Origin of the sequence: Larkinella terrae, assembly GCF_009668025.1 — a bacterium.
GTDB lineage: Bacteria > Bacteroidota > Bacteroidia > Cytophagales > Spirosomataceae > Larkinella > Larkinella terrae.
Genome location: NZ_WJXZ01000009.1, coordinates 231564 through 255933, shown reverse-complemented (window position 1 = coordinate 255933; position 24370 = coordinate 231564). Strand labels below are relative to the sequence as shown.

General features: G+C 51.4%; 16 protein-coding genes. 10 read left to right on the top strand and 6 right to left on the bottom strand.

Going from position 1 to position 24370, the window contains the following annotated elements; translation table 11 throughout:
* Positions 1-83: 83 nt before the first annotated feature.
* Positions 84-875 (top strand): NIPSNAP family protein, encoded by a 792-nt coding sequence (locus tag GJJ30_RS15595; RefSeq protein ID WP_154176093.1) that lies wholly within the window; start codon positions 84-86, stop codon positions 873-875.
* A gap of 337 nt (positions 876-1212) precedes the next feature.
* Positions 1213-1641 carry a YopX family protein gene (locus tag GJJ30_RS15590; protein ID WP_154176092.1) on the top strand — a complete coding sequence of 143 codons (429 nt, stop codon included), beginning with the start codon at positions 1213-1215 and terminating at the stop codon, positions 1639-1641.
* A gap of 174 nt (positions 1642-1815) precedes the next feature.
* Here the strand turns inward: GJJ30_RS15590 and GJJ30_RS15585 are convergent, their stop codons facing one another.
* Both GJJ30_RS15585 and GJJ30_RS15580 read right to left on the bottom strand, forming a co-directional pair.
* Positions 1816-3762: a C1 family peptidase gene (locus GJJ30_RS15585; protein ID WP_154176091.1), complete on the bottom strand. Its 1947-nt coding sequence runs from the start codon at positions 3760-3762 to the stop codon at positions 1816-1818.
* 74 nt (positions 3763-3836) lie between these two features.
* A complete protein-coding gene (locus tag GJJ30_RS15580) occupies positions 3837-6497 on the bottom strand; it encodes a vWA domain-containing protein (protein ID WP_154176090.1) in 2661 nt (886 codons plus the stop codon).
* 167 nt (positions 6498-6664) lie between these two features.
* Between GJJ30_RS15580 and GJJ30_RS15575 the strand changes: the two genes are divergently transcribed.
* The 7 genes from GJJ30_RS15575 to GJJ30_RS15545 all read left to right on the top strand — a co-directional run bounded on the left by GJJ30_RS15575 (position 6665) and on the right by GJJ30_RS15545 (position 16058).
* Entirely contained in the window at positions 6665-8563 is a 1899-nt protein-coding gene (locus GJJ30_RS15575) for an AAA domain-containing protein (RefSeq protein ID WP_154176089.1), read from the top strand.
* A 116-nt stretch (positions 8564-8679) separates the two neighbouring features.
* Positions 8680-10062, top strand: a complete 1383-nt coding sequence (locus tag GJJ30_RS15570) for a glycoside hydrolase family 88 protein (RefSeq protein ID WP_154176088.1) — start codon at positions 8680-8682, stop codon at positions 10060-10062.
* A complete protein-coding gene (locus GJJ30_RS15565; RefSeq protein WP_154176087.1) occupies positions 10059-10916 on the top strand; it encodes a sugar phosphate isomerase/epimerase family protein in 858 nt (285 codons plus the stop codon). Before GJJ30_RS15570 ends, GJJ30_RS15565 begins: the two co-directional genes overlap by 4 nt.
* 284 nt (positions 10917-11200) lie before the next feature.
* Entirely contained in the window at positions 11201-12346 is a 1146-nt protein-coding gene (locus GJJ30_RS15560; protein WP_310588316.1) for a Gfo/Idh/MocA family protein, read from the top strand.
* Between the two features lie 121 nt (positions 12347-12467).
* On the top strand, positions 12468-13238 hold the full coding sequence (locus GJJ30_RS15555; RefSeq protein WP_154176085.1) for a 3-ketoacyl-ACP reductase: 771 nt from the start codon (positions 12468-12470) through the stop codon (positions 13236-13238).
* Positions 13239-13370: 132 nt separating this feature from the next.
* Positions 13371-14675 (top strand): Gfo/Idh/MocA family oxidoreductase, encoded by a 1305-nt coding sequence (locus GJJ30_RS15550; RefSeq protein ID WP_154176084.1) that lies wholly within the window; start codon positions 13371-13373, stop codon positions 14673-14675.
* A gap of 138 nt (positions 14676-14813) precedes the next feature.
* Positions 14814-16058 (top strand): MFS transporter, encoded by a 1245-nt coding sequence (locus GJJ30_RS15545; protein WP_154176083.1) that lies wholly within the window; start codon positions 14814-14816, stop codon positions 16056-16058.
* Here GJJ30_RS15545 and GJJ30_RS15540 read toward each other — a convergent pair.
* Positions 16055-17089 (bottom strand): sensor histidine kinase, encoded by a 1035-nt coding sequence (locus tag GJJ30_RS15540; protein WP_205880569.1) that lies wholly within the window; start codon positions 17087-17089, stop codon positions 16055-16057. The two genes, GJJ30_RS15545 and GJJ30_RS15540, sit on opposite strands and share 4 nt — an antisense overlap.
* Positions 17090-17361: 272 nt before the next feature.
* Here GJJ30_RS15540 and GJJ30_RS15535 point away from each other — a divergent pair, with 272 nt between their 5' ends.
* Positions 17362-17778 (top strand): putative quinol monooxygenase, encoded by a 417-nt coding sequence (locus GJJ30_RS15535; protein ID WP_229313153.1) that lies wholly within the window; start codon positions 17362-17364, stop codon positions 17776-17778.
* A 172-nt stretch (positions 17779-17950) separates the two neighbouring features.
* Here GJJ30_RS15535 and GJJ30_RS15530 read toward each other — a convergent pair whose 3' ends face one another.
* Genes GJJ30_RS15530 through GJJ30_RS15520 form a run of 3 tightly spaced genes read right to left on the bottom strand, consistent with a single transcriptional unit; the run spans position 17951 to position 24346 of the window.
* Complete coding sequence (locus GJJ30_RS15530) at positions 17951-21718, bottom strand: DUF2278 family protein (protein ID WP_154176081.1); 3768 nt, start codon at positions 21716-21718, stop codon at positions 17951-17953.
* An 18-nt stretch (positions 21719-21736) separates the two neighbouring features.
* Positions 21737-22798, bottom strand: a complete 1062-nt coding sequence (locus GJJ30_RS15525) for an AAA family ATPase (protein ID WP_154176080.1) — start codon at positions 22796-22798, stop codon at positions 21737-21739.
* A gap of 3 nt (positions 22799-22801) precedes the next feature.
* Complete coding sequence (locus GJJ30_RS15520; protein ID WP_154176079.1) at positions 22802-24346, bottom strand: CHAT domain-containing protein; 1545 nt, start codon at positions 24344-24346, stop codon at positions 22802-22804.
* Positions 24347-24370 lie beyond the last annotated feature (24 nt).

Genomic DNA, 24370 nt, shown 5'->3' with positions numbered 1-24370 from the left:
TTGAGGTAGAACCGACAAAATTGTGACTTTCATGGATGCGTAAATGCTGGTATGAACGGTATTGCCAGTGAAATTAAACCTTGATGAAAAGACGAAAATTTGTAAAGTCATCCCTTTTGGGAGGCTCTGTTGCCAGCTTTTTGCCGCCTGTAAGCTCAGTTTCGGTTCAACAAACCGCGACCTCCGAGTTTTATGAATTGCGGATATATACCTTGAAAAACGGACGGCAGCAGAAGCTGGTCGAAAATTATTTCCAAAACGCTGCGATTCCGGCTTTGAATCGGTTGGGTAGCAAAACGGTCGGCGTATTTACCGAATATCTTCCCCAGGGATTCACCAAGCTGGTTGCGGTTATACCGTTTCAATCGCTCGACGATTATTTTAAACTGCCGGACCAATTGGCAAAGGATTCGGCTTATCAGCAGGCGGCAGCGGATTATTTGAATGCGACGGCAACGGAACCGGCTTACGAGCGGATTGAAAGCTCATTGCTGAAGTCATTCGCGCACATGCCGAAACTGGAAGCGCCGGAGAAAAAGCCCCGCATTTTTGAACTGCGCCGGTACGAGAGCCACAACGAAACCGCCGGAAAAAAGAAAATAGAGATGTTTAACGAGGGCGGTGAAATTGCAATTTTCAAGCGGGTTGGCTTGACCCCGGTTTTTTTCGGCGAAACCCTGATTGGTCCACTGCGCCCGAACCTGACATACATGCTCACGTTCGACAATATGGAGGAACATGACCAGAACTGGAAAGCTTTCGGCAGTGACCCGGAGTGGAAAAAAATCAGCGCCATTCCGGAGTACGCCAACGCCCGAATCGTTTCCAACATTGTTCGTACGTTCCTGATTCCTGCCGTATTTTCCCAGATTTAAGCACTTGTTTTCAGGTAGTTGCATAAGCGAGTAAAACGAGGAGAGGTAAGCGGACGAAGCTTCCTGATCAACTGAAAATAAGACAATCGGATACGCTGGTTAAACGCCTGACTGTTTAGCCAGCGTATTTGCATCGAAATTAACCCCTTCGCCTGAACCGCCCCGTAAGTGACGCAATTTCATCCAATATTTGCGGTGTTCGATTTACTGTTTACCCAATACCGTATACTAAATAGGTTAAAAATGATATAAGTAAGCTACTTTTAGTTTCTTAATTTGACATTTATAACATATATTTGCTAGAAGTTATAGTATAACTAAATTATAAAAAAGGACAATGCAACCCATCCAATCTCGTATTTGGGACGGCCAGAAAATGCTCTACATGGCCGGGCTGCCCATGACCCCAGAGCCCTATCTGACCATCTGGCTTCAAGAGGCTATTTCGCTAGTGAGTCAGGTTTCCTCGTTCAATGAAGAGGTGCCACAAGCCGCATTCAACTGGCGCTTGATGCGTACCATCGGCCAAGCAGACCGGCAGGGGATTTTGCTGTACGAAAACGATCTGGTGGAGTGGGACGGTCGGATTTTCGAGATTGGCTGGTCGAGTCATCGCTGCGGCTATGCGTTGTTTCAACCGCTGGGAACCGGCGAGTTTCCGGCTTTTTCGCTTAGCGCCCTGCACGCCCGCCAACTTAGGATCTTGGGAAACCGGTATGAACATCCGCAATTGCTGGAGCAGCGGTTTTTGTCGCAGGCAGCTTAATCAACTCAGAATTCTTTCAGGGCGTTTTTGCTTATCCACACCATTTTTTCTGTCCTATTCCGGCACCCTAGTTATACAAGTAAGATACGATTTATACCACCGAAACGGATTTTGCCTCGGGAGTATAAATCGTATTCGTGTGTAAAACCGCCCTTTTACACATAAATGACCGGCTTACTTCATCAATTGCTGCCGTTTTTCAAGGTTCGAGGAAGCGGAACTGGTGAAGATCAGCTCGGCATTGAGGTCGGGTTTGGAGGAGTCGAGGATGCGGGCCAGCGTCGATTCGACGGTCGATCGGTCATTATCAAAATCGCCATGGTGACGAGAGGTGGACTTACTTTTCGGATCTTTCATCTCGTTGTTGGGCGACTGAACCCAATCTGCATTTTTCGACTTGAAGAGTTTAGCTAACTCGGGGTCTTTCATCACGAATTTGGCCATTCCCAGAATCGGTTCTCCATCGCGGAACAATGGAATACGCGGTTTATTTTCGAATGCATTTGACACCAGATACAACAAAGACTTGTTGTAAATTTTCGCACAATTGTCATCCTGCTCCGCTTCATCGGTGAGTGTGTACAAGGCAAACCGATTGATTTTCTTGCTGTTAATTGCTGGTAAATATGCTTCTTTAAAGAGCTTGACTGTGCAGGCCGGAGCCCAGAGCGCGCAGGATTCAATCTTCAATTTCAGTTCGGTAGTGATGGCCTGAATAAGTGGAGCGTGAAAAATGCTACCAGCGCTGTGGCCGACCACGTGGATTTCCACCTTCGGATCTTTGGCTAGTTCGGCAATGTATTGCAATGCAATTCGCGCACCGCCGTTCGATTTATTGGTCGCCAACAGGCCATTTTCCTTCATTTCGCCCCATTGCATCTTCCCCATCAGCAGCCGGGCAACCGGTTCCAGGGCATCATCGAGCCGGTCCAGCATAAAATCCTTACTGGAGTCCAGAATCCCCTCCGGGCGACGGCGTTTCAGGGCATCCTGCAGAATATTGGTCGTGGTTGTCCAGAAATCGGTGTGCCAGATAAACGAAACCGGATAAACCTGCGCATCCAGGAGGGCTGGTCGGTAATCGGCCAATTGCTGAACGGCGGCATCTTCGCCCACCAATCCACCGTGCGCGTACAACAGGAGCCGTTTCCGGGACCAGTCGGCGGTTTTCTCCCGGAAGTCTTCCATGAAAATGGTTTCTACCTCTTCGGCAGACGTACCAAAGCTGCCGCCACCGTTTAATTTTCCGTCGTTGCCGATGCTGATGATGTGAGGGCGTAACTCAGAAAAGGCATAGGCATTGGACTTGCCGGAAGTAGCCGAGTTGCTGATCGCGATGGATTGGGGTTTCGATAGCATGACCGGCGCGCCCAGCCGCGCTACCCAGACATCTGAACCGTTCATTAGCCAGTCATCGTACGAAATTAACCCAAAACCGTCTTTGCCCCAGGTTTCGCCCCAGGAGTTCTGAATCCAGAAACCATTCTCGTCATATGCAACGATGGCGAATGCGTGTCCACCCAGCTTTTGGTCCTGCCATTCAATGACTCCGTTTGTACCGACGTTCTTCCATCCCGTATGAACACTGGCGGTCGCGTACAGAATGCCCACTTCAGCCATGGCGGTGTGCATCGCCACTAAGTCTTTGTGATTCACCCGGTAATACGCTCCCAAAGGACGTTTTCGTGCATCGCTCGTTCGTTTTTCGGTCAGGCGCTCGTTTTTTGCCGACGATTCGTAAGGCCAGCAGTCATCTCCGCAAATGCCGTGTTTGTGCCAGCCTTTCATTGCTCCCCGCGCACTCGAACCGCTGTAATCTTCCCCCGGCCACTCGTCGTAACGCCGGGCCATTTCATAGAGCATTCGCGGACTTACCCTGTTTGGATCGGGCACCACTTTCCGTCGGCGCAGAAGATAATTGGCAACGGTGGCGAGACCAAAACCGGTGCAGGCACCTTCCCGCCCCTGATCCAAAATAGGAACTTTCCAATATTTGTATTCTTCCAGATCGATCTGCGTTGGGACTTCGTAAAGGTTAGGAACGTAAATTTTATCGCGAAAATCAAGCGTGTCGGGCCGGGCGTTGTACTCGCGCTCAGCATCGGTTTGCAGGGCAGACATGAGACAGGTAAGGGTTAGAGTTAGGAATTTAAAAAGGAGAAATTAATCCTTTGAGTGAGCTGGCCAACGAAGAACTAGGGCAATTTTTTCGCCTGCGCTTCCAGAATCATTTGTAACTGAGCTTTTGATTCAGTAACATGCTCGTAACTGCCTTGCCCTAAGGTCGCTAGCTTTCGCAAGTTTGCCGAATTAATTTCATTTCGACTAAAGGTTAACACTGTAAGATTGATCTCTTTATGGGCCGATTGTCCGACAAGTTCATAAACTGAATCGCTGATCGGGAACTCGCCGTCGGTGGCCAGAATGATCCGGTTATTGCCCGAGGGAATAAAGTGTTTGTCGGCCAGTTTGTAAGCCGTTCGGATGCCGTCGTTCCCGTCGGTTTCGCCCGTGGAGCGGAGCTGATCGATGGCCTGGGTAATTTCGGCGGTTTTGGTGCCGGAAGTGGGTTGTAAAACTATTTTGGCTTTGCCCGAATAAACAACAATTGAAACCTGGTCTTCGGACCGTAGGAGTGGAAGTAGGGACTTTATGGATTTTTTCAATAACGGCATTTTGTAAGGCGAATCCATCGACGCCGATACATCGAGCAGTAAAATCAGGTGATTGGAGGCAAAACCTTCCAGGGTGGGAGCGGCTACCGTCGGCGCCGGATTGGCCGGTTTAGGCGTTACCGGTTCCGGTTTCTCCGCCATCGGAACGACCGGTTTCGGGGCTGAGGCTTCGGTTTTTAAAGTCGAAGATGCACCCGGTTTAGGCGGATTAAGGCGCTGAAAAGCAAAGACATTGGGTTCCTGGATCGTTTTCAGAACCCCGGTTTTGGCCAGTTCGCTGAATTTATTGTACTGATAAACCAGTTCGTTGTTGTAGAAATAATAAAAGGATTCGTACGGATGCGATCCGTAGGCCGGAACCGGTTTGGCATGTTTAACATTTTCGGCAAACCGTCCGGTATTTTCGGCCAGATCTTCGTAGGGCGAATACGGGCAAAGACCGTTGTTGCGGCCGTACCGGGTTAGTCCTTTCAGGTTTTTGTACTGATCCGTAATGAGCGATCGTCGGTCGGCTTCCAGTTTTTCGGTTTCTGGTAATTGCGCCGTTTCGCCTTTGTAAAACGACCGAATCCCGAATAACACCGCCTTGGTATCGTCGATGGCTTTGATCAGTTTCTGCCCGGAAACGATCCAGGAACTGGTCGGATTGGCCGGTTTATAACTTTCGTGAATCCGGCGGACGTCGGTATACAACTGTTCTTTTTTTTCATCAAACGTGTTGAACAGCTGCGCGTAACGATCCAAAATCGCATCGGACCGTTTCAGGCCATTCTGTTCATATTGCTTTTCCTGCGTGTAGGTAATCAGTTCGATACTCAACCCATCCATTTCCTTTAAAATATTCATCAGCACTTCGGTCTGGGCATTGATCGATGTCCGATAAATATCGGGAATTGACTTGCTGCCACCGAGCAGAAGCTGGTAATCTGCAGCCGGAATTTTATAATCGGCATGAGAATACGTCAGTTGGCCGCGCCGACGGTTGGGGTCCGGATTGCGGTGGTGTTCCGCCGACGACTGATAGTTGCGCACCTGAACCTGCAGGTGATTCATTTGCCGCAGCGATTCATTGATGAAGTCGACGTACGCGTTCAGTGCGTGAAAAGTGGCCTCCGAGGCTGGGGCCGTCGACAGTTTGGTTTTAAACGGAATCAGTGGAATGTCTTTAAACGGTTCCGTGCGGGCGATTTTCGGCGAGCTGTTCGCCGTTGATTCCAGCACAAAAACCGGACAGAAACTGGGGAAGTCCAGTAAGCGTTTCGCCGACGAGCTGTACTTGACAAATTCGTGGTAAAACGACAGGAGGTCGATGTTGTAATGATTGATCAGGTTCAGGTAAACCGCATTGCCGTGACACGCCGACTGCCTGGCCGCAAAGGTGTAATCGTTGATCGCATTTTGTTTCAGGTCCAGAATGGCTTGCAGGGCATTTTTAAACGAGCCGACCATACTCGAAGCCGGGTAATCGATGCCGGTAGCCGCCGAATTAAAACCGGCCAGGAGTTCGGCGTCTTTCAGCATGCTTTCCCGAATGCTGTCGACCGGCCAGTCGGACCGGTTTCCTTCATTGAATGCATACGGCCACAGCGCCAGCGTCTGCTTTTCCCGATTCAGAATCTGCACCATAGCGCGCTCCATTTTCAAGTAAGGATCGTTGGCGTCATAAGGTTGGTGCTGGCGATAAATTCGCTGAATCTGGCGGTAAAACGCATCCCGTTTCCGGCTGATCTGACCTACCTGCTTCTGCAGATCGGCCAGCAGCGCATCCGATTTTTTCAATTCGTCGCGCTGGTAGTCTTTCAGCCGGATGTAGGTTTCCAACGCTTTCCCCGACTGGTCGAAGGTTTCGAGCAACTGCCAGAGCGCCAGAGCTTCGTTATTTAATTGCTTGATTTCCTGTGGATTTAGGCCGGAATGAGCGGTTTCGAGGGCTTTTCTATAATAATATTCTTCGAGAGGGCCCGATGAGGGCAGCCGCAGCAAAACCGAGGAGTTGGTGCGGTATTGCTGCGTGGCGGCATAATAGGACTGTAAAATCTGAAACCGGTCAAAAACCACCTCGGCCGACTGGTTCAGAAAGGCAACGTAGTGATTCAGGGATTGTTGCGGAGGTTCCTGTTGCGAATAGGCCGAACTGTAGGCTGCAACAAACAGAAGGACCAGAAAAAACGTGGTGTTCATGGTTGATTTGTTGTACGCGCGGACTTTATGTCCGTATCTAACGGGTTGAGTGGTGGATAACGGGTTCTGTTCAAATGAATTAAGGCTGCAAGTTCTGATCTTTAAGCCAAGTTAACGATACCGTTCACGAAAAACCGCCATCCCGTTTCAATCCATTACCTTTGTAAATGGATTATTTTAAAAATCTGCTCGATTTACTCAAAACGGAACGGGAAGAAGACCGGAACCAATACCGTAAACTCACCGAAACCACTTCCATTGCCGAACGCCGGGCCAACGGACTGACGTGGTACCCGATCGCCATTCGGGGTTCGGAATTGAGTCGGGGCGATTACCTGACCGTAGAAGTGGAGCGTACCACTCACCACGACGTTCCGCACCAGCTTCGCGCCGGATTGCCCGCGCTGTTTTTCAGCAACCACGATCCGCAAAAGGATCGCGTTGAAGGCACAATCACTTACCAGAGCGGAAACCGCCTGAAAATCACCTTGCTGACCGATGAGTTGCCCGAGTGGTCGCGCGATGGCAAGCTGGGCGTGGAAATGCTTTTTGACGATAAGAGTTACGACGAGATGCAGGAGGCCTTGAAAGCGGCCAATTCCCTCGCCGAAAGCTCGCAAAACCGCTTGGTGAACATTTTAACGGGGCAGAAATCGCCAACTTTTCACCCGGATCTGCCCCAAATCAACAATCCACGATTGAATGACAGCCAAAACCGGGCGGTGGAAAAAATCCGGGCGGCCAATGAACTGGCGATCGTTCACGGACCTCCGGGAACCGGCAAAACGACCACGCTGGTGCAGGCCATTAAAACCCTGATCCGGCAGGATCATCAGAAGATATTGGTGGTTGCTCCGAGCAATACCGCCGTCGATCTGCTAAGCGAAAAATTACACGACGAAGGGATTAATGTGCTCCGGATTGGTAATCCGGCCCGCATTTCGGAACGGCTGACGGCACTCACGCTGGATCAGAAGATGGCCGATCACCCCCTGATGAAAGAGGCTAAAAAGCTTAAAAAACAGGCCAATGAGTTCAAAAACATGGCGCATAAATACAAGCGTCAGTTTGGCAAGGCCGAACGCGACCAGCGCAAGGCCCTGTTCGATGAGGCACATCGGATTATGAAAGATGTAGGAAACACCGAACAATACATCATCGACGATCTGGTGGCGAAGGCACAGGTGATTACTGCTACATTGGTCGGATCGAACCAGTACATGATTCGTAATCTGACGTTTCACACGGTGGTGATTGACGAAGCCGGGCAGGCGCTGGAACCGGCCTGCTGGATACCGATTCTGAAAGCGCAGAAGCTGATTTTGGCGGGTGATCACTGTCAATTGCCGCCAACCATTAAATCGGCGGAAGCGGCCCGCAAAGGACTGAGCACGACTTTACTGGAAAAATGCGTGTTGCTGCATCCCGAGTCCGTCAGTTTGCTCGACGAACAATACCGGATGCACGAGCGAATCATGGGTTATTCGTCGAAGGTATTTTACGGCAGCCAGCTCAAAGCCCACGCGTCGGTGGCGACACATGAATTGTTTCCGGGCGACAGTGCCCTGCTTTTTATCGATACGGCGGGCTGCGGTTTTGAGGAAAAACTTGAAGGAACCAGTTCCACCAATCCGGAAGAAGCAGCCCTGTTAATCAAACACTTAACCCAGGTCGTTACTGAGCTTGCACCATTTTATGCGCCGACGGATTTTCCGACAATTGCGGTTATTTCGCCCTATAAGCAGCAGCTAAATGTGTTGAACGAACAGTTGCTCCACGCGCCGGACCTGCAGCCTTATCTGGCTAAAATTTCGGCCAACACCATCGATAGTTTTCAGGGGCAGGAGCGCGACATTGTGTATATTTCAATGACCCGTAGCAATGATCAGCAGGAGATCGGTTTTCTGGCGGACATTCGGCGGATGAACGTGGCCATGACCCGCGCCCGCAAAAAACTGGTGGTGGTTGGCGACAGCGCCACGCTGGCGAGTCTGCCGTTCTACGCCGATTTTATAACCTACGCCGAGACTCATAATACATACCATAGCGCCTGGGAGTGGCTTTGAGATCAGCCGGTTAATTACCAACCAGCAACTTATTTTTGGCAAAAACCGGTATGTAAACACCGGTTTTGTCTTTTACCGGTAATTCAACCGACTTCCTTCGTTTTTGTTTCCGACCAATGATTCAAATTAACAACGCCCTTCAACCGGCTGACTTCAAAAATCGTCTCAACCAGTTCTGGGACCTATCCGCTCAAAAAATCAATCTGATCGACGCCCAATACGATGCCGCAAAAGGCTCACCGGTTTTTACGGCGAAGGGCCAATACACTACCCGCGGCTGGACCGAGTGGACCCAGGGCTTTCAGTATGGCTCGGCCATTCTGCAGTTCGACGCCACCGGCGATTCGGCATTTCTGGCGATGGGCCGGGAAAAAACGCTGAACGCGATGGCGCCCCACATCAGCCACATTGGTGTTCACGACCACGGCTTCAACAACGTCAGTACCTACGGTAACCTGCTGCGGCTAATGAACGAAGGCAAAGTGGAATTTGACGATTGGGAAAAGAATTTCTACGAACTGGCCCTCAAAATTTCCGGCGCGGTTCAGGCCAGCCGCTGGACGGCTGTCAAAACCGGCGGTTTTATTCACTCGTTTAATGGTCCGCATTCGCTTTTTGTCGACACCATCCGGTCATGCCGGGCGGTGGTGCTGAGCTACAGTTTGGGCCACGTTTTTCAGGGCGAAGGTGATCTGAAAATCAACCTGCTGGACCGGGCGCTGCAGCACATGAAAGCCACCGCCGACTATTCCGTTTTCTATGGCGAAGGGCGCGACATCTACGACATCTGGGGTCGCACGGCGCACGAAAGCGTTTTCAATACCAAAGACGGCAATTTCCGCTGCCCTAATTCCCAGCAGGGCTACACCGGCTTTACGACCTGGACGCGCGGTCTGGCCTGGGCGATGTGCGGTTTTGCCGAGCAACTCGAATACCTGACAGTGCTGGACGATGCGGATCTGCAACCGTTTGGCGGTCGCGAAGCTGTGGAAGCGTATATGCTGAAGGCCGGAAAAGCCACCTGTGATTTTTACATCGAACATACACCCATCGACGGCATTCCTTATTGGGACACCGGTGCACCGGGTCTGGCGCTGATGGGCAATTACCTCGACCGGCCCGCCGATCCGTACAACAATTTTGAACCGGTTGACAGCTCTGCGGCTGCCATTGGAGCGCAGGGACTGCTTCGTCTGGGTAAATACCTGAACGAAAAAGGAGACACCGAAACCGGTCAGAAATACTGGCAGGCCGGATTAACGGTGTTAGATTCGTTATTTAAAGAACCGTATCTTAGCACCGATCCCAACCACCAGGGATTGATTCTGCATTCGATCTATCACCGGCCCAACGGCTGGGATTATGTGCCGGAAGGCAGCAAAATTCCCTACGGAGAGTCGAGCATGTGGGGCGATTACCACGCCCGCGAAGTGGCGCTGTATCTCCAGCGGACGCTGAATAACGAAAAATATTACACCTTCTTCGGAGCGCTGTCATGATCGGAAACCCGCAATCCGTAGCCCCGGAGCCGTCATTTCGCGACTTCTCCAAATTGTGCGTTCACACGATTACGACCAAACCCTGGTCGGTGGAAGAAGCCGCCGAACACTTTGCGATGAGCGGGATCGGCGGCATCACGGTCTGGCGCGACGCCCTCGCCAATCGCAATATTTACCAAATCGGACAACTGCTGCGTGACCATAACCTGAGCATCGTGTCCCTGTGTCGGGGCGGTTTTTTCCCGAATCTGGAAGCCGCCGGGCGGCAAGCCGCGATCGACGACAACCGCCGGGCCATCGACGAAGCCGCCGAACTCGGAGCGCCCCACGTCGTACTGGTTTGCGGGGCCGTACCGGGCCAACCGCTGACCGAATCCCGCAAGCAGATCCGGGATGGCATTGCGGCTTTAATGCCCCATGCCGAAGCCAGTGGCGTTCGGCTGGCCATTGAACCTTTACATCCGATGTATGCGGATAACCGCTCGGCTATCAACACGTTAGGTCAGGCCAATGACATGGCGGAGGAGTTGAATTCGCCGTTTGTGGGCGTTGCTGTGGACGTCTATCATTTGTGGTGGGATCCCGATCTGGAAAAGGAAATAGCCCGATGCGGTAAAAATGGCCATTTATACGCTTTTCACATTTGTGACTGGAAAACGCCAACACTCGACCTGCTCAATGACCGGGGGTTAATGGGCGAAGGCTGCATCAACGTCCGTCAGATTCGGAGCTGGGTGGAGGCTGCCGGTTTTAACGGATTTAACGAAGTCGAAATTTTTTCGAATCGGTACTGGGCTGAAGATCAGGCGGAGTTTCTGGAGAAAATCAAACACGGTTATTTATACCATTCATAAAAATAGTTTAAGGTTTGGAGACTGTCTAAAATTCAGATTTCCCCTTTTTTCGGTCTGCCCCAACCCCCTAAAGGGGGCTTTGAAATGCCGATTAATGCCCCCTTTAGGGGGTTGGGGGCAATTTTAGACAGTTTCTTAGAGTTTATGATTTTACACTTGACCTACTGATTACAAGTCAGTTGTGCAGATTTTGAAACCGTAAACAATAAGCAAATAACTGCGTAACCACCAAAGACCGCCCAGCCATTTCAACCATTTTTAACCATTAAGCCATCCAAGGAAAAGTGAAAGAACACAAAATCGGTATTATCATGAACGGCGTAACCGGCCGGATGGGTACCAACCAGCACCTGCTTCGCTCCATTGCCGCCATCATCAAACAGGGGGGCGTTCGGGTAGGAGCAGACGAAGTGATCATGCCGGACCCGATCCTGGTGGGTCGCGATGTCAATAAACTGGAAAAACTCTGTCAGCTTTCGGGCGTTCAGAAAATGACGACCAACGTCGATGAAGCCCTGGCCGATCCCCACAATATCATTTATTTCGACGCCCAGACCACCGGTCGCCGGGCCGAAGGAGTTCGGAAAGCCGTTGCGGCCGGAAAACACGTTTACTGCGAAAAACCGACGGCGGTCAGCACGGAAGTTGCGCTGGAACTGTACGAACTCTGTAAAGCCGCCGGATTGAAAAACGGCGTCGTTCAGGATAAACTCTGGTTGCCCGGTTTGCTGAAACTGAAACGCCTGATTCAGAATGATTTCTTCGGCAAAATCCTCTCCGTTCGGGGCGAATTCGGCTATTGGGTTTTTGAAGGCCACACGATTCCGGCACAGCGCCCGTCGTGGAATTACCGCAAGGAAGACGACGGCGGAATCATCGTCGACATGCTTTGCCACTGGCGGTATGTGCTTGATAATGTGTTCGGTAAAGTAAAATCCGTATCGTGTCTGGGCGCGACGCACATCCCCGAGCGCATCGACGAACAGGGAAAATCGTACGTGGCCACCGCCGACGATGCAGCCTATGCGACCTTTGAATTGGAAGGGGGCGTAGTTGCGCAATTCAACTCGTCCTGGACCACCCGCGTTCGTCGCGACGACCTGTTGACGTTGCACGTTGATGGCACCAAAGGCTCGGCCGTGGCGGGGTTGCGGGAGTGTTACATTCAGCACTACGGAAACACGCCCAAACCGGTCTGGAATCCCGATATCGAGCAGCCGATCAAGTTTTTTGAAGGCTGGGCGAAAGTGCCGGAGCAGGAAGTTTTTGACAACGCGTTCAAAGTCCAGTGGGAATTATTTTTGAAGCACGTCGTGAAAGATGAGCCGTTCCCCTGGGATTTGCGGGAAGGTGCCAAAGGCGTTCAACTCGCCGAATTGGGACTGGATAGCTGGGAAAAACGCTGCTGGGTCGATGTTCCTGAACTATAATAGGATTAATTTATAAACCTGTAAGGTCTCCAAGACCTTACAGGTTTATATGTAAGTTAAAGCTAATATAAAGATCTAATCCAAACCTGTAAGGTCTTGAAGACCATGCAGGTTCTCCTCCATGAAAAAAGTTGCGTTTGTAACCGGTGGGAGCCGGGGAATTGGGTACGGGATTGCGGAACACCTGGCGAAGGCCGGTTTTGATCTGGCAATCAACGGTGTACGACCGGAGGAAGCCGTCGGAGAAGCATTGGCCGGTTTGCGGGAACTGGATGCCGATGTGATTTATTGCCAGGGTGATATTGCCGCTCGCGAAGACCGCGCCCGAATGATGGACCAAATAAAGGTCCATTTTGGCCGGTTGAACGTATTAGTAAATAATGCGGGGGTAGCGCCGAAAGAGCGACGCGATATTCTGGAGGCCACGGAGGAGAGTTTTGAGCACGTTTTGGGTACTAATTTGCAGGGTGCTTACTTTCTGACGCAGGCTGCCGCCAACTGGATGGTGCAGCAGAAGACGGATTCGCCGGATTTTACGGGATCGATCGTCAATGTGTCCTCTATTTCGGCTACGGTCATTTCGGTGAATCGGGGTGAATATTGCGTTGCGAAAGCCGGTTTGAGCATGGCTACGCAGTTGTTTGCCGCCCGCTTGGGTGAATTTGACATACCGGTTTTTGAAGTTCGACCCGGCATCATTCGTACCGACATGACGGCGGGGGTGATCGGGAAATACGATAAACTGATCGAAGAGGGATTGACCGTGCAGAAGCGCTGGGGATTCCCCGACGACGTGGGCCGGGCGGTTGCCGCGCTGGCCCGGGGTGATTTCCCGTATTCGACCGGACAAGTCATCATGGTCGACGGCGGCATGACCTTACCGAGATTATAATAAGTAGTATCGCAGAGTTGAGCGGAGTAAAAAGAGTTACGCAGAGAAATTAGTGAAAAACTTCGCTTAACTCCCTTTTTCTCCGCTCAACTCTGCGATACAACTCTTTAAAATTTCCTAAACTCCTTTAAAATGAAAAATCAATCCGACTCCCGGAGGACCTTCCTCAAAACCGCAGCCACCGGTTCGCTGGCCGTGCTGGGGTTACCCACTATCATTCCTGCGCATGCTTTTGGTGCCAACGACCGCATCCGGGTCGCGGTCATCGGAGTCAACGGACGCGGGAAAAGCCACATTTCCGATTTTTCCGCTCTGCCGAACGTGGAAGTTGTCACGCTTTGCGATGTGGATAACGTCGTTGCAGCTCAACGTGCTGCTGATTTTGAGAAAAAGTATGGGCGCAAGGTGAAAACCGAGCAGGATCTGCGCAAGGTGTACGACGACAAGAACATCGACGCCGTGAGCATTGCAACGCCCAACCACTGGCACGCGCTGGCAGCCATCTGGGCGTGTCAGGCTGGAAAGGACGTGTACGTCGAAAAACCCGGTACGCACAACCTGAAAGAAGGGCGAAAGCTGATCGAAGCGGCCAATAAATACAATCGCATCGTGCAGCATGGCGTACAGTTGCGGAGTTCGACGGCTATTCAGGAAGCCATCAAGCTCCTGCGCGACGGGCTGATCGGGAAAGTTTACATGGCGCGGGGACTGGTTTACAAATGGCGGCCCGACATCGGCAATCAGGGCAACGGGCCTGTTCCCGAAGGCCTGAACTGGGATCTGTGGCAGGGACCAGCGAAAGCCCGGGAGTTCAGTAAAAACTACGTTCACTACAACTGGCACTGGTTCTGGGAATACGGCAACGGCGATATCGGTAACCAGGGAATTCACGAAACCGACCTCGCGATGTGGGGCCTGGACGTGGGTTTACCGGAAGAAATTAGCTCATCGGGCGGAAAATACCTCTGGAAAGACTGCAAGGAAACGCCGGAAGTGCTGTCTTCTACGTACAATTACCCGAAAGAAGGCAAGGTGATTCAGTTTGAAGTGCGGCCCTGGATGACCAACAAGGAAGACGGCGTCGAAGTCGGCAACCTGTTCTACGGCGACAAAGGCTACATGGTCATCAACGGCTATAATGATTACAAGACCTTTCTCGGCAAAGAGCGTACGCCCGGCCCGGCCGGTCACGCGGGTGGGGACCACTTCCTGAACTTCATCGAAGCCGTGCGGGCGCGCGACAAATCGAAGCTGAACGGTCCGGTCGAAACCGCCCACCTGGCCTCTGGTCTGGCGCACCTCGGCAACATCGCCTACCGCCTGGGGCGGCAGTTAAAATTTGATCCGAAAAAAGAAGAATTCATCGGCGACTCCGAAGCCAATGCGCACCTGAGCCGCCAATATCGCGCCCCTTACGCACTGCCGAAGCAAGTATAATTTCGGTTTTCGGTTTTCAGTTTTCGGTGGCTGAAGTGAGGTAATGAACAATTCACAATGAAAAATGAATTGAATGCGTCAGTCCCGGCGGGGAACCGCACCGAAAACTGAAAACCGTAAACCCAAAACCGTATAAAAATGATTGAGCAACCGAAAACCGAGAAAAGCCTGAGTAGCCAGTTACTTCAATTGCCGGTCGTTGTAGCCGCGCTGGGGTATTTGGTGGACATGTACGATTTGTTTTTGTTCAGTGTCGTTCGCGTGCCAAGCCTGAAAGCCCTTGGCGTCGATGGTGACCAGCTATTGCCCGAAGGAATCGCCCTCCTGAACTGGCAAATGGCCGGGATGCTCATCGGCGGTATTTTCTGGGGCGTTCTGGGCGACAAACGGGGGCGACTTTCCGTCCTTTTCGGTTCGATTCTTATCTATTCATTAGCCAACATCGGCAACGGGTTTGTAACCAGTCTGGACCAGTATGCCGCGTTGCGGTTTGTGGCCGGTCTGGGTCTGGCGGGCGAATTGGGGGCCGGGGTAACGCTGGTAACCGAGGTCCTGCCGAAACAAATCCGGGGCTACGGTACGACAATCGTGGCCACGATGGGTGTTTTGGGAGCCATCATGGCGTATTTTGTGGCCGATATTTTTGCCTGGCGCATCTCATATTTTGTTGGGGGCGGTTTGGGCCTGGTGCTGCTGGTGATGCGCGTTAACATTTTCGAATCGAAGATTTTTGAAAAGGTGAAAGAACGGCAGGTGAAGCGGGGTGACCTGAAAATGCTGTTTAGCAACCGGAAGCGGCTGGTCAAATACATTCAATGCATTCTGGTCGGTTTGCCGATCTGGTTCGTCGTGGGCATTCTGATCACGTTTTCACCCGAGTTTGCGCAGGCGATTGGCGTTTCGGAGCCGGTTGTGGCCGGAAAAGCCGTCATGCTAACCTTTGCCGGACAGGTTTTTGGGGACATTGGCAGCGGTTTACTGAGTCAGTATTTCCAGAGTCGGAAAAAAGTAATCGGCGGTTTCATTGTCGTTTCGCTGGGGATCGTCCTGGTTTACCTGCTGGTTCCGATCAAAGATCTGAATGTCTTTTACGTAATCTGTATGTTACTCGGGGCTTTCAATGGATACTGGGCCTTGTTCGTAACGATTGCCGCCGAACTTTTCGGTACTAACCTGCGGGCGACGGTGGCAACTACCGTTCCGAATTTTGTCCGGGGAGCGGTTATTCCGCTGACTTCGCTCTTTGTTTACGGTAAAGGACACATCGGCACCCTGAACAGCGCCCTTGTGGTTGGCGTGCTGACAATCGCCGTTTCCCTGATTTCCCTGTACTTCCTGGAAGAAACGTTCAAAAAAGACCTGAATTACCTGGAAACGGATTAAACGCGGGCGGGAGCCAGCAACGGCAGGGTTACGGTGAAAAAACCGCCCTGGTCGGAAATGATGGGTTCCGGTTCGCCCAGCAAGCGGTATTTAGCGTTAATATTCGTGAGTCCGACCTTGTTTGACAACACCCGTACGTTTTTGGCTTGCAGGTTGTTACGCACCTGCAGCCAGCCGTCGGGCGTCAGGGCGATCTGAATATGGAGTGGTTTATTCGCCTGCACCCGGTTGTGCTTGACGGCATTTTCCACCAGTAATTGCAGCGTCAGGGGTGGTAATTGCCGGTCGTGGTAATGCGCCGAAACGGCGATGTCGAGCGAAACTCCGGCCTGATACCGCATCTTCAGGAGGTGGTAATACGATTTGATAAAATCAACTTCATTTTCCAGAGTCGTCAGGTTGTTTTCGTTGGTCTGCAATAAATACCGGTACACCCGCGCCATCTCGTCCACGTACTTTTCGGCCTGTTGAGGCTCTTCGCTGATAAGCGACGAAAGTGCATTCAGGCTGTTAAAAAGAAAGTGCGGATTGATCTGGTTCTTCAATACATCCAGCTGATTCAGAAGAACTTCGCGTTTGTAAATTTCGGCCTGAACGCTGTTTTCTTTCCACCTCTCCAGCGAGTAAAGTCCTTCATATAACCCGATAAAAAGAATGATTGTGCAGGTGCCTAGCCACAAATTGTTGGCGGCCATACTCGCCGGATGAAAGTCCAGAAACGGAATGAATTGAAAGGTGTAGAAAGGAACCAGCGTGGATGCGCCGATAATCGACAGGAAGACCAGAAATTCCAAACCGATGCGTATCAGGGTTTGCCGGATTTCGGGAAACCGCTTCATGATCCGAAAAATCAGATTTTCCTGAATAATCAGCAGCAGCAGGCAAACCAGGTAAGCAAAGAGGCTGGTCGGTAACCAAATGCGCCAGTCGGAAAAAAAACGGTCGCCAAACCAGTTGTACAACCCCAGGGGGACCGACCAGGAAACCAGTGCCATAAAAATCCAGATGCGTCGCTTGGAGAATTGGAGCAAAGGATGTTGAAAGATCCGGCGAAACCGCATTAGTTGACAAGAGTTGACGGTTTTTACGCTCTCCAACGGGCGATAAATTATGTAAAAACCGGTAAGCGAATATCTGAAAAAAGGATGATTTTATCAACTCAATTTGCAACCGCCGGTATGTTATTCAGCGGATTTTGCTTATACTAACTGAACAAAAACCAGTAAGGCTATTCATCGCATTTAATCGCAGACACAAACTTATTTGAAAAGATATGAACGGGCAAAATACTGAATGGAAAAGAATGGCTCAACATCCAATCCTTTTGTGTTTAATCGCTTTTGTTTTTTGGGCTGGTTACCACCCGGCTTCTGCCCAGCAACCGGGAATGATGGTGCGGCTTTCAGAAATTGAAATTGATCCGGTTTACCTGAAAGACTACAAAGCCATCCTGACCGAAGAATCGGCCGCATCGGTAAAACTGGAAAAAGGAGTGATTGCCATTTTTCCGATGTACCAAAAGGAAAATCCGACTCAGATCCGAATTTTGGAAATGTACGCCAGCCGGGCGGATTACGAGCAGCATTTAAAAACGCCCCATTTCCAGAAGTATAAAACCTCGACGCTTAAAATGGTTAAGTCACTGAAATTAGTGGATATGGATGCGGTCGATCCGTCAACCATGCGCCGAATCTTCAGCAAATTACAGGAGGATAAATGATGAATCTGCTCGATTAAAAGTGGTTTTACCGGCTTTTATTCCCCGCTTTTCAAAATGCGGCTTGGCGATTTCCGATTTGTTTGCAAACCAGCTCGCCCGTTCGTATTCGTCGAAACGGATTTTGCTTAGAAACGCGGCTGACACGGTCGAAGCCGTTTTGCGAAAATCAGCGTTAAAACGCAGCGCCCGTGCTGCCGCTGGTCGGATTGCCTTTTTTATCAACACTGGTCGATTGCGACGAAAACCGCAGGGCAACGGCTTTTAACGTTTGCGGATTTTTCGGGCTCGCTTCAACAATCACCCCGCCGTCCTGCCAGGGCGCATTCCGGTTTGAAGATGTTTCCGGCGAACCCTGATTCTGGTGGACGTAATTTATTTCGTAAAAGTCACGACCCAATTTGAAATACGGATCCGTCGTTTGGGGTTTCCAGCGCGCTCCCCAGACGTAAATCCGGATTGGTAAATAACCTCCGTTGGTAATATAAGTACTGACATCGTCGATGTTCCGGTTCCGATCGACCTTAAATTGCTGGTACAATCCACCGGCCTGGAGGTAGTCCAGCGCCCCGGCATCCGGGGTTTTCGTCAGCGAATAAAAGCCTGGTTTTCGGCCTCTTACCTTCTGATACGAATCCAGTTTCGACAGAATCTGGCCTTCCGCGAAGGCAAAAACCGGTGAGTCGAATGAATTGGGTTTCGCCATCGAAAAACCGGATTTACTTTTTTTGTAGGGCTCCTGCCGGATCGCGGCATTTGGTTCAGACTGCGTAGATTCCTGACCAATAAACACCCGGTACGATTGAGAACCCGCTTCAACCAGGAGATACAGTTTATTGCCAATCGTCTGGTATTGCGTTAGTTCGCCCACCAAAACGCCGTACTCCCCCGGAATGCCGGCCGCCGTTTCCGGAACCGGCGGCTCCGACGTTACGGTTGTGGAAGTCGTGCCTTCCAACACAAATCGAATCCAGGCGGCATCGAGCTGGGCGAGGGAGTCGGTCTGGTTTGCTGACAGATTTAGGCGGGGAAGCGGGAGCGTCAGCACACTTTTGGTGCGGGGAGCTTCAGGGAGATACAGGACGACGCGATTAAAGCGGGCCGAGGTTTGGGCAGTTTCCAGTTCCTGTTTGGTGCGGTTGATGGCCTGCTGCGTCCTGACTCCGACAATGCCGTCCTTATACTGATTCCCATAGCGCATGTGCGCTCCGTAACTGTCCAGCAAATCAAGCTGTTTGAGCAGGGAATCTGGCGCCTGATTTTGGTTCAGCAGTTTAAGAAAAGCGATAACCGATGAATCTTTCGGAAAAAAACCGGGTGCGGAATACCAGGAGGTGGGAGCGACTATTTTCCGGGCAATGGAGTCCAAAATAGATTCTTCATCCGAGCCTTTCTGGACGATGGAGCTGCGTTCGTACCGCAGCGCGTGCAGGTTGTAGAGAGCTTCGAAAGAATTCCGGATGCGCAGGGAGGCCCGCAGAAAAACCAATTTTAAACTGTACAATTCGGATTGATTGACCGGAATGCTGTAACCGGATTGTGTCGGCAGTTGGTTTGGCAGCGGGCGTTGGAACTGATACCCAAGCGATTCACCAATCCGGCGGATGCGCGTCAGGCTGTCCGGGTTTTTCAGACTTTCCAGCGGGAGCGATGCGGCCAGGTTGTTGTAAAACAGCGCACTGTCCGAAACCGTCGAATCGCTTCGGGAATAGAGCAGCTTGCCCAGCGCGGCCAATGGCGTTCCCTCTTTTCCGGCGGGTGTTTGCGTCCCCAGCAGGTATAGCAAAACCGCTACGATGCCCAGCGAGAGCAGGTAAGCAAGGCTCCGCTGACGCCGATGCGTCGACACCGCGCCATCGGTAACCTTGTCCCGAATCAAACCGGCTTTTTGGTAAGCATCCAGGTTGCGCAAACCGGCCTGCCGCTGCTTTTCGTCCGTTAGCATGACCTGGTAGGTGTGCAATTGCCGTTCTTCTTCGGCCAGACTTCCCGGCCTTGTTTTAACCGAATCCAGCAATGCCAGCACCTCGTTCTGAATCCGGCTTTTGAGTTCCGGCGGGAATTCCTGGAAACGCTGGAGCATTTGCTGGCGAAGCTGATCCGGTATTTTACTTTGTTGTAACCACGGCAACGCGGTGATTTTCAAGAGATTCGTTGTCGTCACGAGCGCATCGGTTCGGTAATATTGTTCAATCGCTTTCCCGATCGAAAGCGTCATTTCCCAGGTAGGAGTGGGGTAAACCGCCGTTGCATACGCCCATTGTTTCAGGCGGTTGACCTCCTGTTCGGACAGTTTTTCTGTATCGAACGGGTTTTCCAGAAAGGAATTGATATCGACTTCTTTCAGTTGTTCCGCCGACTTTCCGAAGAAACCACGATCAGGCACGGCGTCGGGATTGACCTGAAACCGCTGCCTTAATTCTTTAAACGTGGGCAATTCGCCGAGTTGAAAATAATCGCGCAGGAGTAACTGACCGTCGGGTGTGGCCGGAAGAACGATGAAAAATTGGGTCAGAATGGCTTCGATGTACGTCCAGTTTTCGGGATAAACCGGCGTCAGGAGGGCGCGGTTTTCCCAGTTGCCGAGCAAATTGCTCACCCAGGCGCTGAGGGTGCCATTGGAATAATCGATCAGCCGGATGCCGTCGGTGATCAGAACCAGGTAGGAGTCGCGGTGAAACCGGTACAAATCGCCGAGGGGCAACCCTTTTGGGTATTTTTCATTCCAGCAGGTGCGCGGATCGGTATTGAAAAAATACGTTTCGAGTTCGACTTCATCGGCCACCAGCACCTTGCTGAGGTAGGTATACAGCCGGGCCTGCTGGTGAAAGGTCGAGCGGCTGTCGATCAACACCAGGTAGCGGGGACGAACCTTGATTTGCTGGTAATAAATGGAGGGATAACCGCCCATCCGCGCTGTAGCCCGAATGGTTCGGGAAATGTCCATAATCTGCCGTTGCCCTTCATCGCGTTGATTCAGTTGCCGCGCCCAGACGTCCATCGAGTCGGTCACTTTGATGTTTTTCTCCTGATCCGGAAACGTCAGGGAATACGGCGGACCACTGCTGGGCTCGATTTTTTGGTCGGAAAAGAAATACCGGTACAGCATCAACCCGACCACACCCGAACCTAGCAGCACGAATGCCAGCAAATACCAGTAGTTTAACAGGTACACAGTCCGCACCACCGGTTTAGCCTTTATAAGCGGAAAAGACGGATAAGTCCGGTGATGACTGGTCGAGAAGTTGGTCAGCCGAACCGTTTGGTTACAACCTTTTTCCCGCAAACCAATGGTTGTAACGCTCGACTCGTTCAAGGGAGAAAAGGTATGAGAAACTACGGAATCAGTCGAGTTTACCAACTCTGTGCTGTCGCCAAAATTCCACCGATATGGATACCCTTGTTTCAGCCCCGGACTCCGGTTAATAAATGTTACGGTATTTCCTGCGATGGATTGCACCGACACATTGAGAACGCAGTTCTGGTCCGTAGGCTGAGTGGTAGTTGAATCGTCCGGCCTGCCTCCTTCGTCCTTTTTAGGATGCTGAGAATTCGCCAGATACAACCCAACAATGAGGGCGACAATGGCCAAACTCGCGCCCAGGTATTGGAACAACCGGCTGGTAAGTTTTGGGGTGATGGGGGAAATCGGCTTGCCTTCGGGCATCTCCGCTGCCGAAATTTGACCGGAGAAAAACCGGTTGAAGATCGTTCCGAATTGGTCCTGTTCATTTTCAGAGCGAGCCACCACCGGACCGAGTAATTCCCGCAACTCCCGGAGTTGCGTCGCGTCAGCTCCTTTATTCAAACCGTTTGGAAAATAGGCATCGGCAATCCGGAAACAACGGTCGTAGACGTCGGGCGTCACGGCAAAACCGTCCAGCCGAAGCTGCTCGAGGAATTCGCCCAGTGGCAACGGTCGTTGGGGAGATGGAGGAATCATTGCCGCCCGAAAAGGTCGTTACAGAGTCTTTAAAAGTTCCAGATCTTCGGCGTGTTTGGCCAGAATGCTGTAGCTGGCCAGGCGTTTTTGCGGTTCCAAAGCCATCGGAGCATCCCCGTTCAAAATGTCTTCGCGCAGGTAATAAATCCAACTGATCAACTCCGCCGTGGCGGGTTTCTTCTTCAGGCTCAGGCTGGTAACACTCACGAAAAAATTAACGTAGTCAGTGATAGTCTGTTTGACGGCCCGTTTCTTCGTCTCATCGTTCTGAAGCTCGGGCATTTTGTTAAAAATCTGATTCAGAACAATTTCCTGCAATTGCTCGGCCTTTGGAAACTCAATGTGGTAGAAAACACACCGGCGCAGGAAGGCATCGGGCAGGCTTTTCTCCGAATTGCTGGTCAGGATGACGAAAATGTTTTTTGTGCCGATGGCGTATTCCTCGTTGCCGTCCTCGCGCACCTGAAACCGAAACCGGTCGAGTTCATTGAGCAAATCATTCGCAAAATCACGCGGAGCCTTGTCGACTTCATCGATCAGCACCACCGAACTCCGGGCGACCGACGTATCAATGTCCTTCATGGGAAGGTACGGACATTTTTCGAGCAGACTCTGGTTACTCAGCACAATTGCCTGACCGAGCGCCTGAAGCCGGATGTGCCGGGCAACCTCGGGAACGGGCGGTTTTTCCGGAAGCGAAACCACCTTGCCCGCCGGAACGTCGGCGGGGTTTTCGGCCGGTTTTACGGCGTCGAAATGAGTGGAATGAAAATGACCCAATGCGTCGTAGAGGTAAAATAAATCGGTGGAAGTCGAGACGGTTTTGGTGTTAAACACCAGTGGTTTACTCAAATATTCGGTCGGGTATTCGGCGTGGAGATCGGCTGCCAGTTTTTCCGCCAGGCGGGTTTTTCCGGTACCGGGTTCGCCGGTCAGCAGCAACGGTTGTTTAAGCAGAATCGCCACCCGGACGGCGTTGTAAAGCGCTGAGTCGAGGATGTAATCCGACGGATTTTTCTCCATCCGGGGCGCGTTCAACTCCGTTTTCTCGTCAAACTCGAATTTTTCGACAATAGACATACGTCAATAAGGTTGGGATTTTGTGTTTATCTCGTCAATCAGATCCCGGAACAGGATTTCCAGCTTGGAGGCATCGGTTTTTTTTCCTTTTGTATCACAAACGCGTTGTTTGGCGTTGCCCACTTCCGACTGCATGCGTTCCAGCGAAATAAAACCGGTCAGGTTGTTTTTCAACCACTTCTGAATATCAACTTCCGCATCCGGCACGAGCAGCGGTTCGTCGTTTTCGTTAAGGATAATGAGCGGACTCTTTTCCAGATCTTCCGGATTGAAAAGGCCGAACTCCCGGAACGGTTTTAGAATTTTCTTCACCGGATTTCCGGCGATAAACGACGAGAACCAGCTTTCCGAGGGCTTGTAAATGATGTTCCAGAAAAACAGCAGATAAGGCGGTTTGGTCGGATTGCCGTTGTCATCCGGCGGGCGAAAATCAACCATGAACTGCCGGATCGAATCGACGACTTTCTTCTCCTTCAAATCATCAGCTTTGATCTGGAGGGCGACGATGGTAAACTGGCTGTGCTGCACTTCCGGAATGGAAATGATGTCCTCGTAGGCGTACCGGTCGCTTTTATTCTGCCCTTTGAGGGCTTTGTAAACTTCGAAATTGATTTTGATGGACTCCTGGTACGAACCATTCAGCTCAACGGTCCGGTTTTCGGTCGGATTAAAGGGATAAGTGTAACTGGTATTCGTGTTGTTCGTGATTTTTTCGTAGACCAGCTTGCGGGCCAGGCCGAGCGGAGACTGGTAATCCTCCCCAACCATCAGGTAATGTTGCACCGTCCGGTTCAGCACATCCAGGCGGAAACTCGAATCGAAAGCCGTGCGGTAATCATCCCGGCCACAGATGTAGGCTTTCTGCAGGTCAATCAGGGTTGTTTTCGCGGGAGCTTTCGGGCGTTTGTTGAGCAAATCCCAGCTTAAAATATCCGCGTTCCGGTAATACAAACCCCAGGCGCAGGGCGTTTCCGGGGATTCGGTGGAAAGCGAACCCCGTAAATACAGCGATTGGTGGCCCGCCAGTTTGGGTAAGGTCGAAACCGCTTCGTCAAACGCCTGTTCGAGGGTGCGGAGCGGTTTCGTAAAGGCGTAGTAAAAGTCTTTGGCGAATTTGCTGGCCTGTCCGTCGGGCACGGCCGTGGAGGTGGCAATAACGGCGCCGACTCCGTTATCCAGCAGCGCTTCGACGTAACCGTACGTCGAACAGCCGTTGAGGAAAATCAGTTTCGGCTTTTTACCACTCAGCAGTTTGATTAACTGATTCTGATTGTAATTGCCGTCGGTCAATACAAAATGGGTCTGGCTGGCGTGGCCGCTGTAGTGGAAAATGGTCAGGTTCTCGCTAATGTCCGTAATGGCCTTAAAAACATCGTCGGCGTCGGCCCCTTCGAGCGGTGTCCGGTAGATGAGATCGCCTTTCAACTCCAGCGGATCGAATAGATTGTTCAGACTTTTGATTTCGTCCTTTAATTCGCTGAGATAGCCCTGATCGGTCAGATTAGACGTATTGGCACTGGCAACCAGGATGATGGGTTTAGTCGTCATACTTTCCTCGATAATCCGGACTTT

What these genes read in the sequence shown, in the direction of transcription:
- GJJ30_RS15580 (WP_154176090.1), bottom strand. Translation starts at nt 6,497, where the DNA reads ATGAACACCACGTTTTTTCTGGTCCTTCTGTTTGTTGCAGCCTACAGT.
- GJJ30_RS15525 (WP_154176080.1), bottom strand. Translation starts at nt 22,798, where the DNA reads ATGTCTATTGTCGAAAAATTCGAGTTTGACGAGAAAACGGAGTTGAAC.
- GJJ30_RS15535 (WP_229313153.1), top strand. Translation starts at nt 17,362, where the DNA reads ATGGCTCAACATCCAATCCTTTTGTGTTTAATCGCTTTTGTTTTTTGG.
- GJJ30_RS15550 (WP_154176084.1), top strand. Translation starts at nt 13,371, where the DNA reads ATGAAAAATCAATCCGACTCCCGGAGGACCTTCCTCAAAACCGCAGCC.
- GJJ30_RS15585 (WP_154176091.1), bottom strand. Translation starts at nt 3,762, where the DNA reads ATGTCTGCCCTGCAAACCGATGCTGAGCGCGAGTACAACGCCCGGCCC.
- GJJ30_RS15590 (WP_154176092.1), top strand. Translation starts at nt 1,213, where the DNA reads ATGCAACCCATCCAATCTCGTATTTGGGACGGCCAGAAAATGCTCTAC.
- GJJ30_RS15530 (WP_154176081.1), bottom strand. Translation starts at nt 21,718, where the DNA reads ATGATTCCTCCATCTCCCCAACGACCGTTGCCACTGGGCGAATTCCTC.
- GJJ30_RS15595 (WP_154176093.1), top strand. Translation starts at nt 84, where the DNA reads ATGAAAAGACGAAAATTTGTAAAGTCATCCCTTTTGGGAGGCTCTGTT.
- GJJ30_RS15565 (WP_154176087.1), top strand. Translation starts at nt 10,059, where the DNA reads ATGATCGGAAACCCGCAATCCGTAGCCCCGGAGCCGTCATTTCGCGAC.
- GJJ30_RS15555 (WP_154176085.1), top strand. Translation starts at nt 12,468, where the DNA reads ATGAAAAAAGTTGCGTTTGTAACCGGTGGGAGCCGGGGAATTGGGTAC.
- GJJ30_RS15520 (WP_154176079.1), bottom strand. Translation starts at nt 24,346, where the DNA reads ATGACGACTAAACCCATCATCCTGGTTGCCAGTGCCAATACGTCTAAT.
- GJJ30_RS15575 (WP_154176089.1), top strand. Translation starts at nt 6,665, where the DNA reads ATGGATTATTTTAAAAATCTGCTCGATTTACTCAAAACGGAACGGGAA.
- GJJ30_RS15570 (WP_154176088.1), top strand. Translation starts at nt 8,680, where the DNA reads ATGATTCAAATTAACAACGCCCTTCAACCGGCTGACTTCAAAAATCGT.
- GJJ30_RS15545 (WP_154176083.1), top strand. Translation starts at nt 14,814, where the DNA reads ATGATTGAGCAACCGAAAACCGAGAAAAGCCTGAGTAGCCAGTTACTT.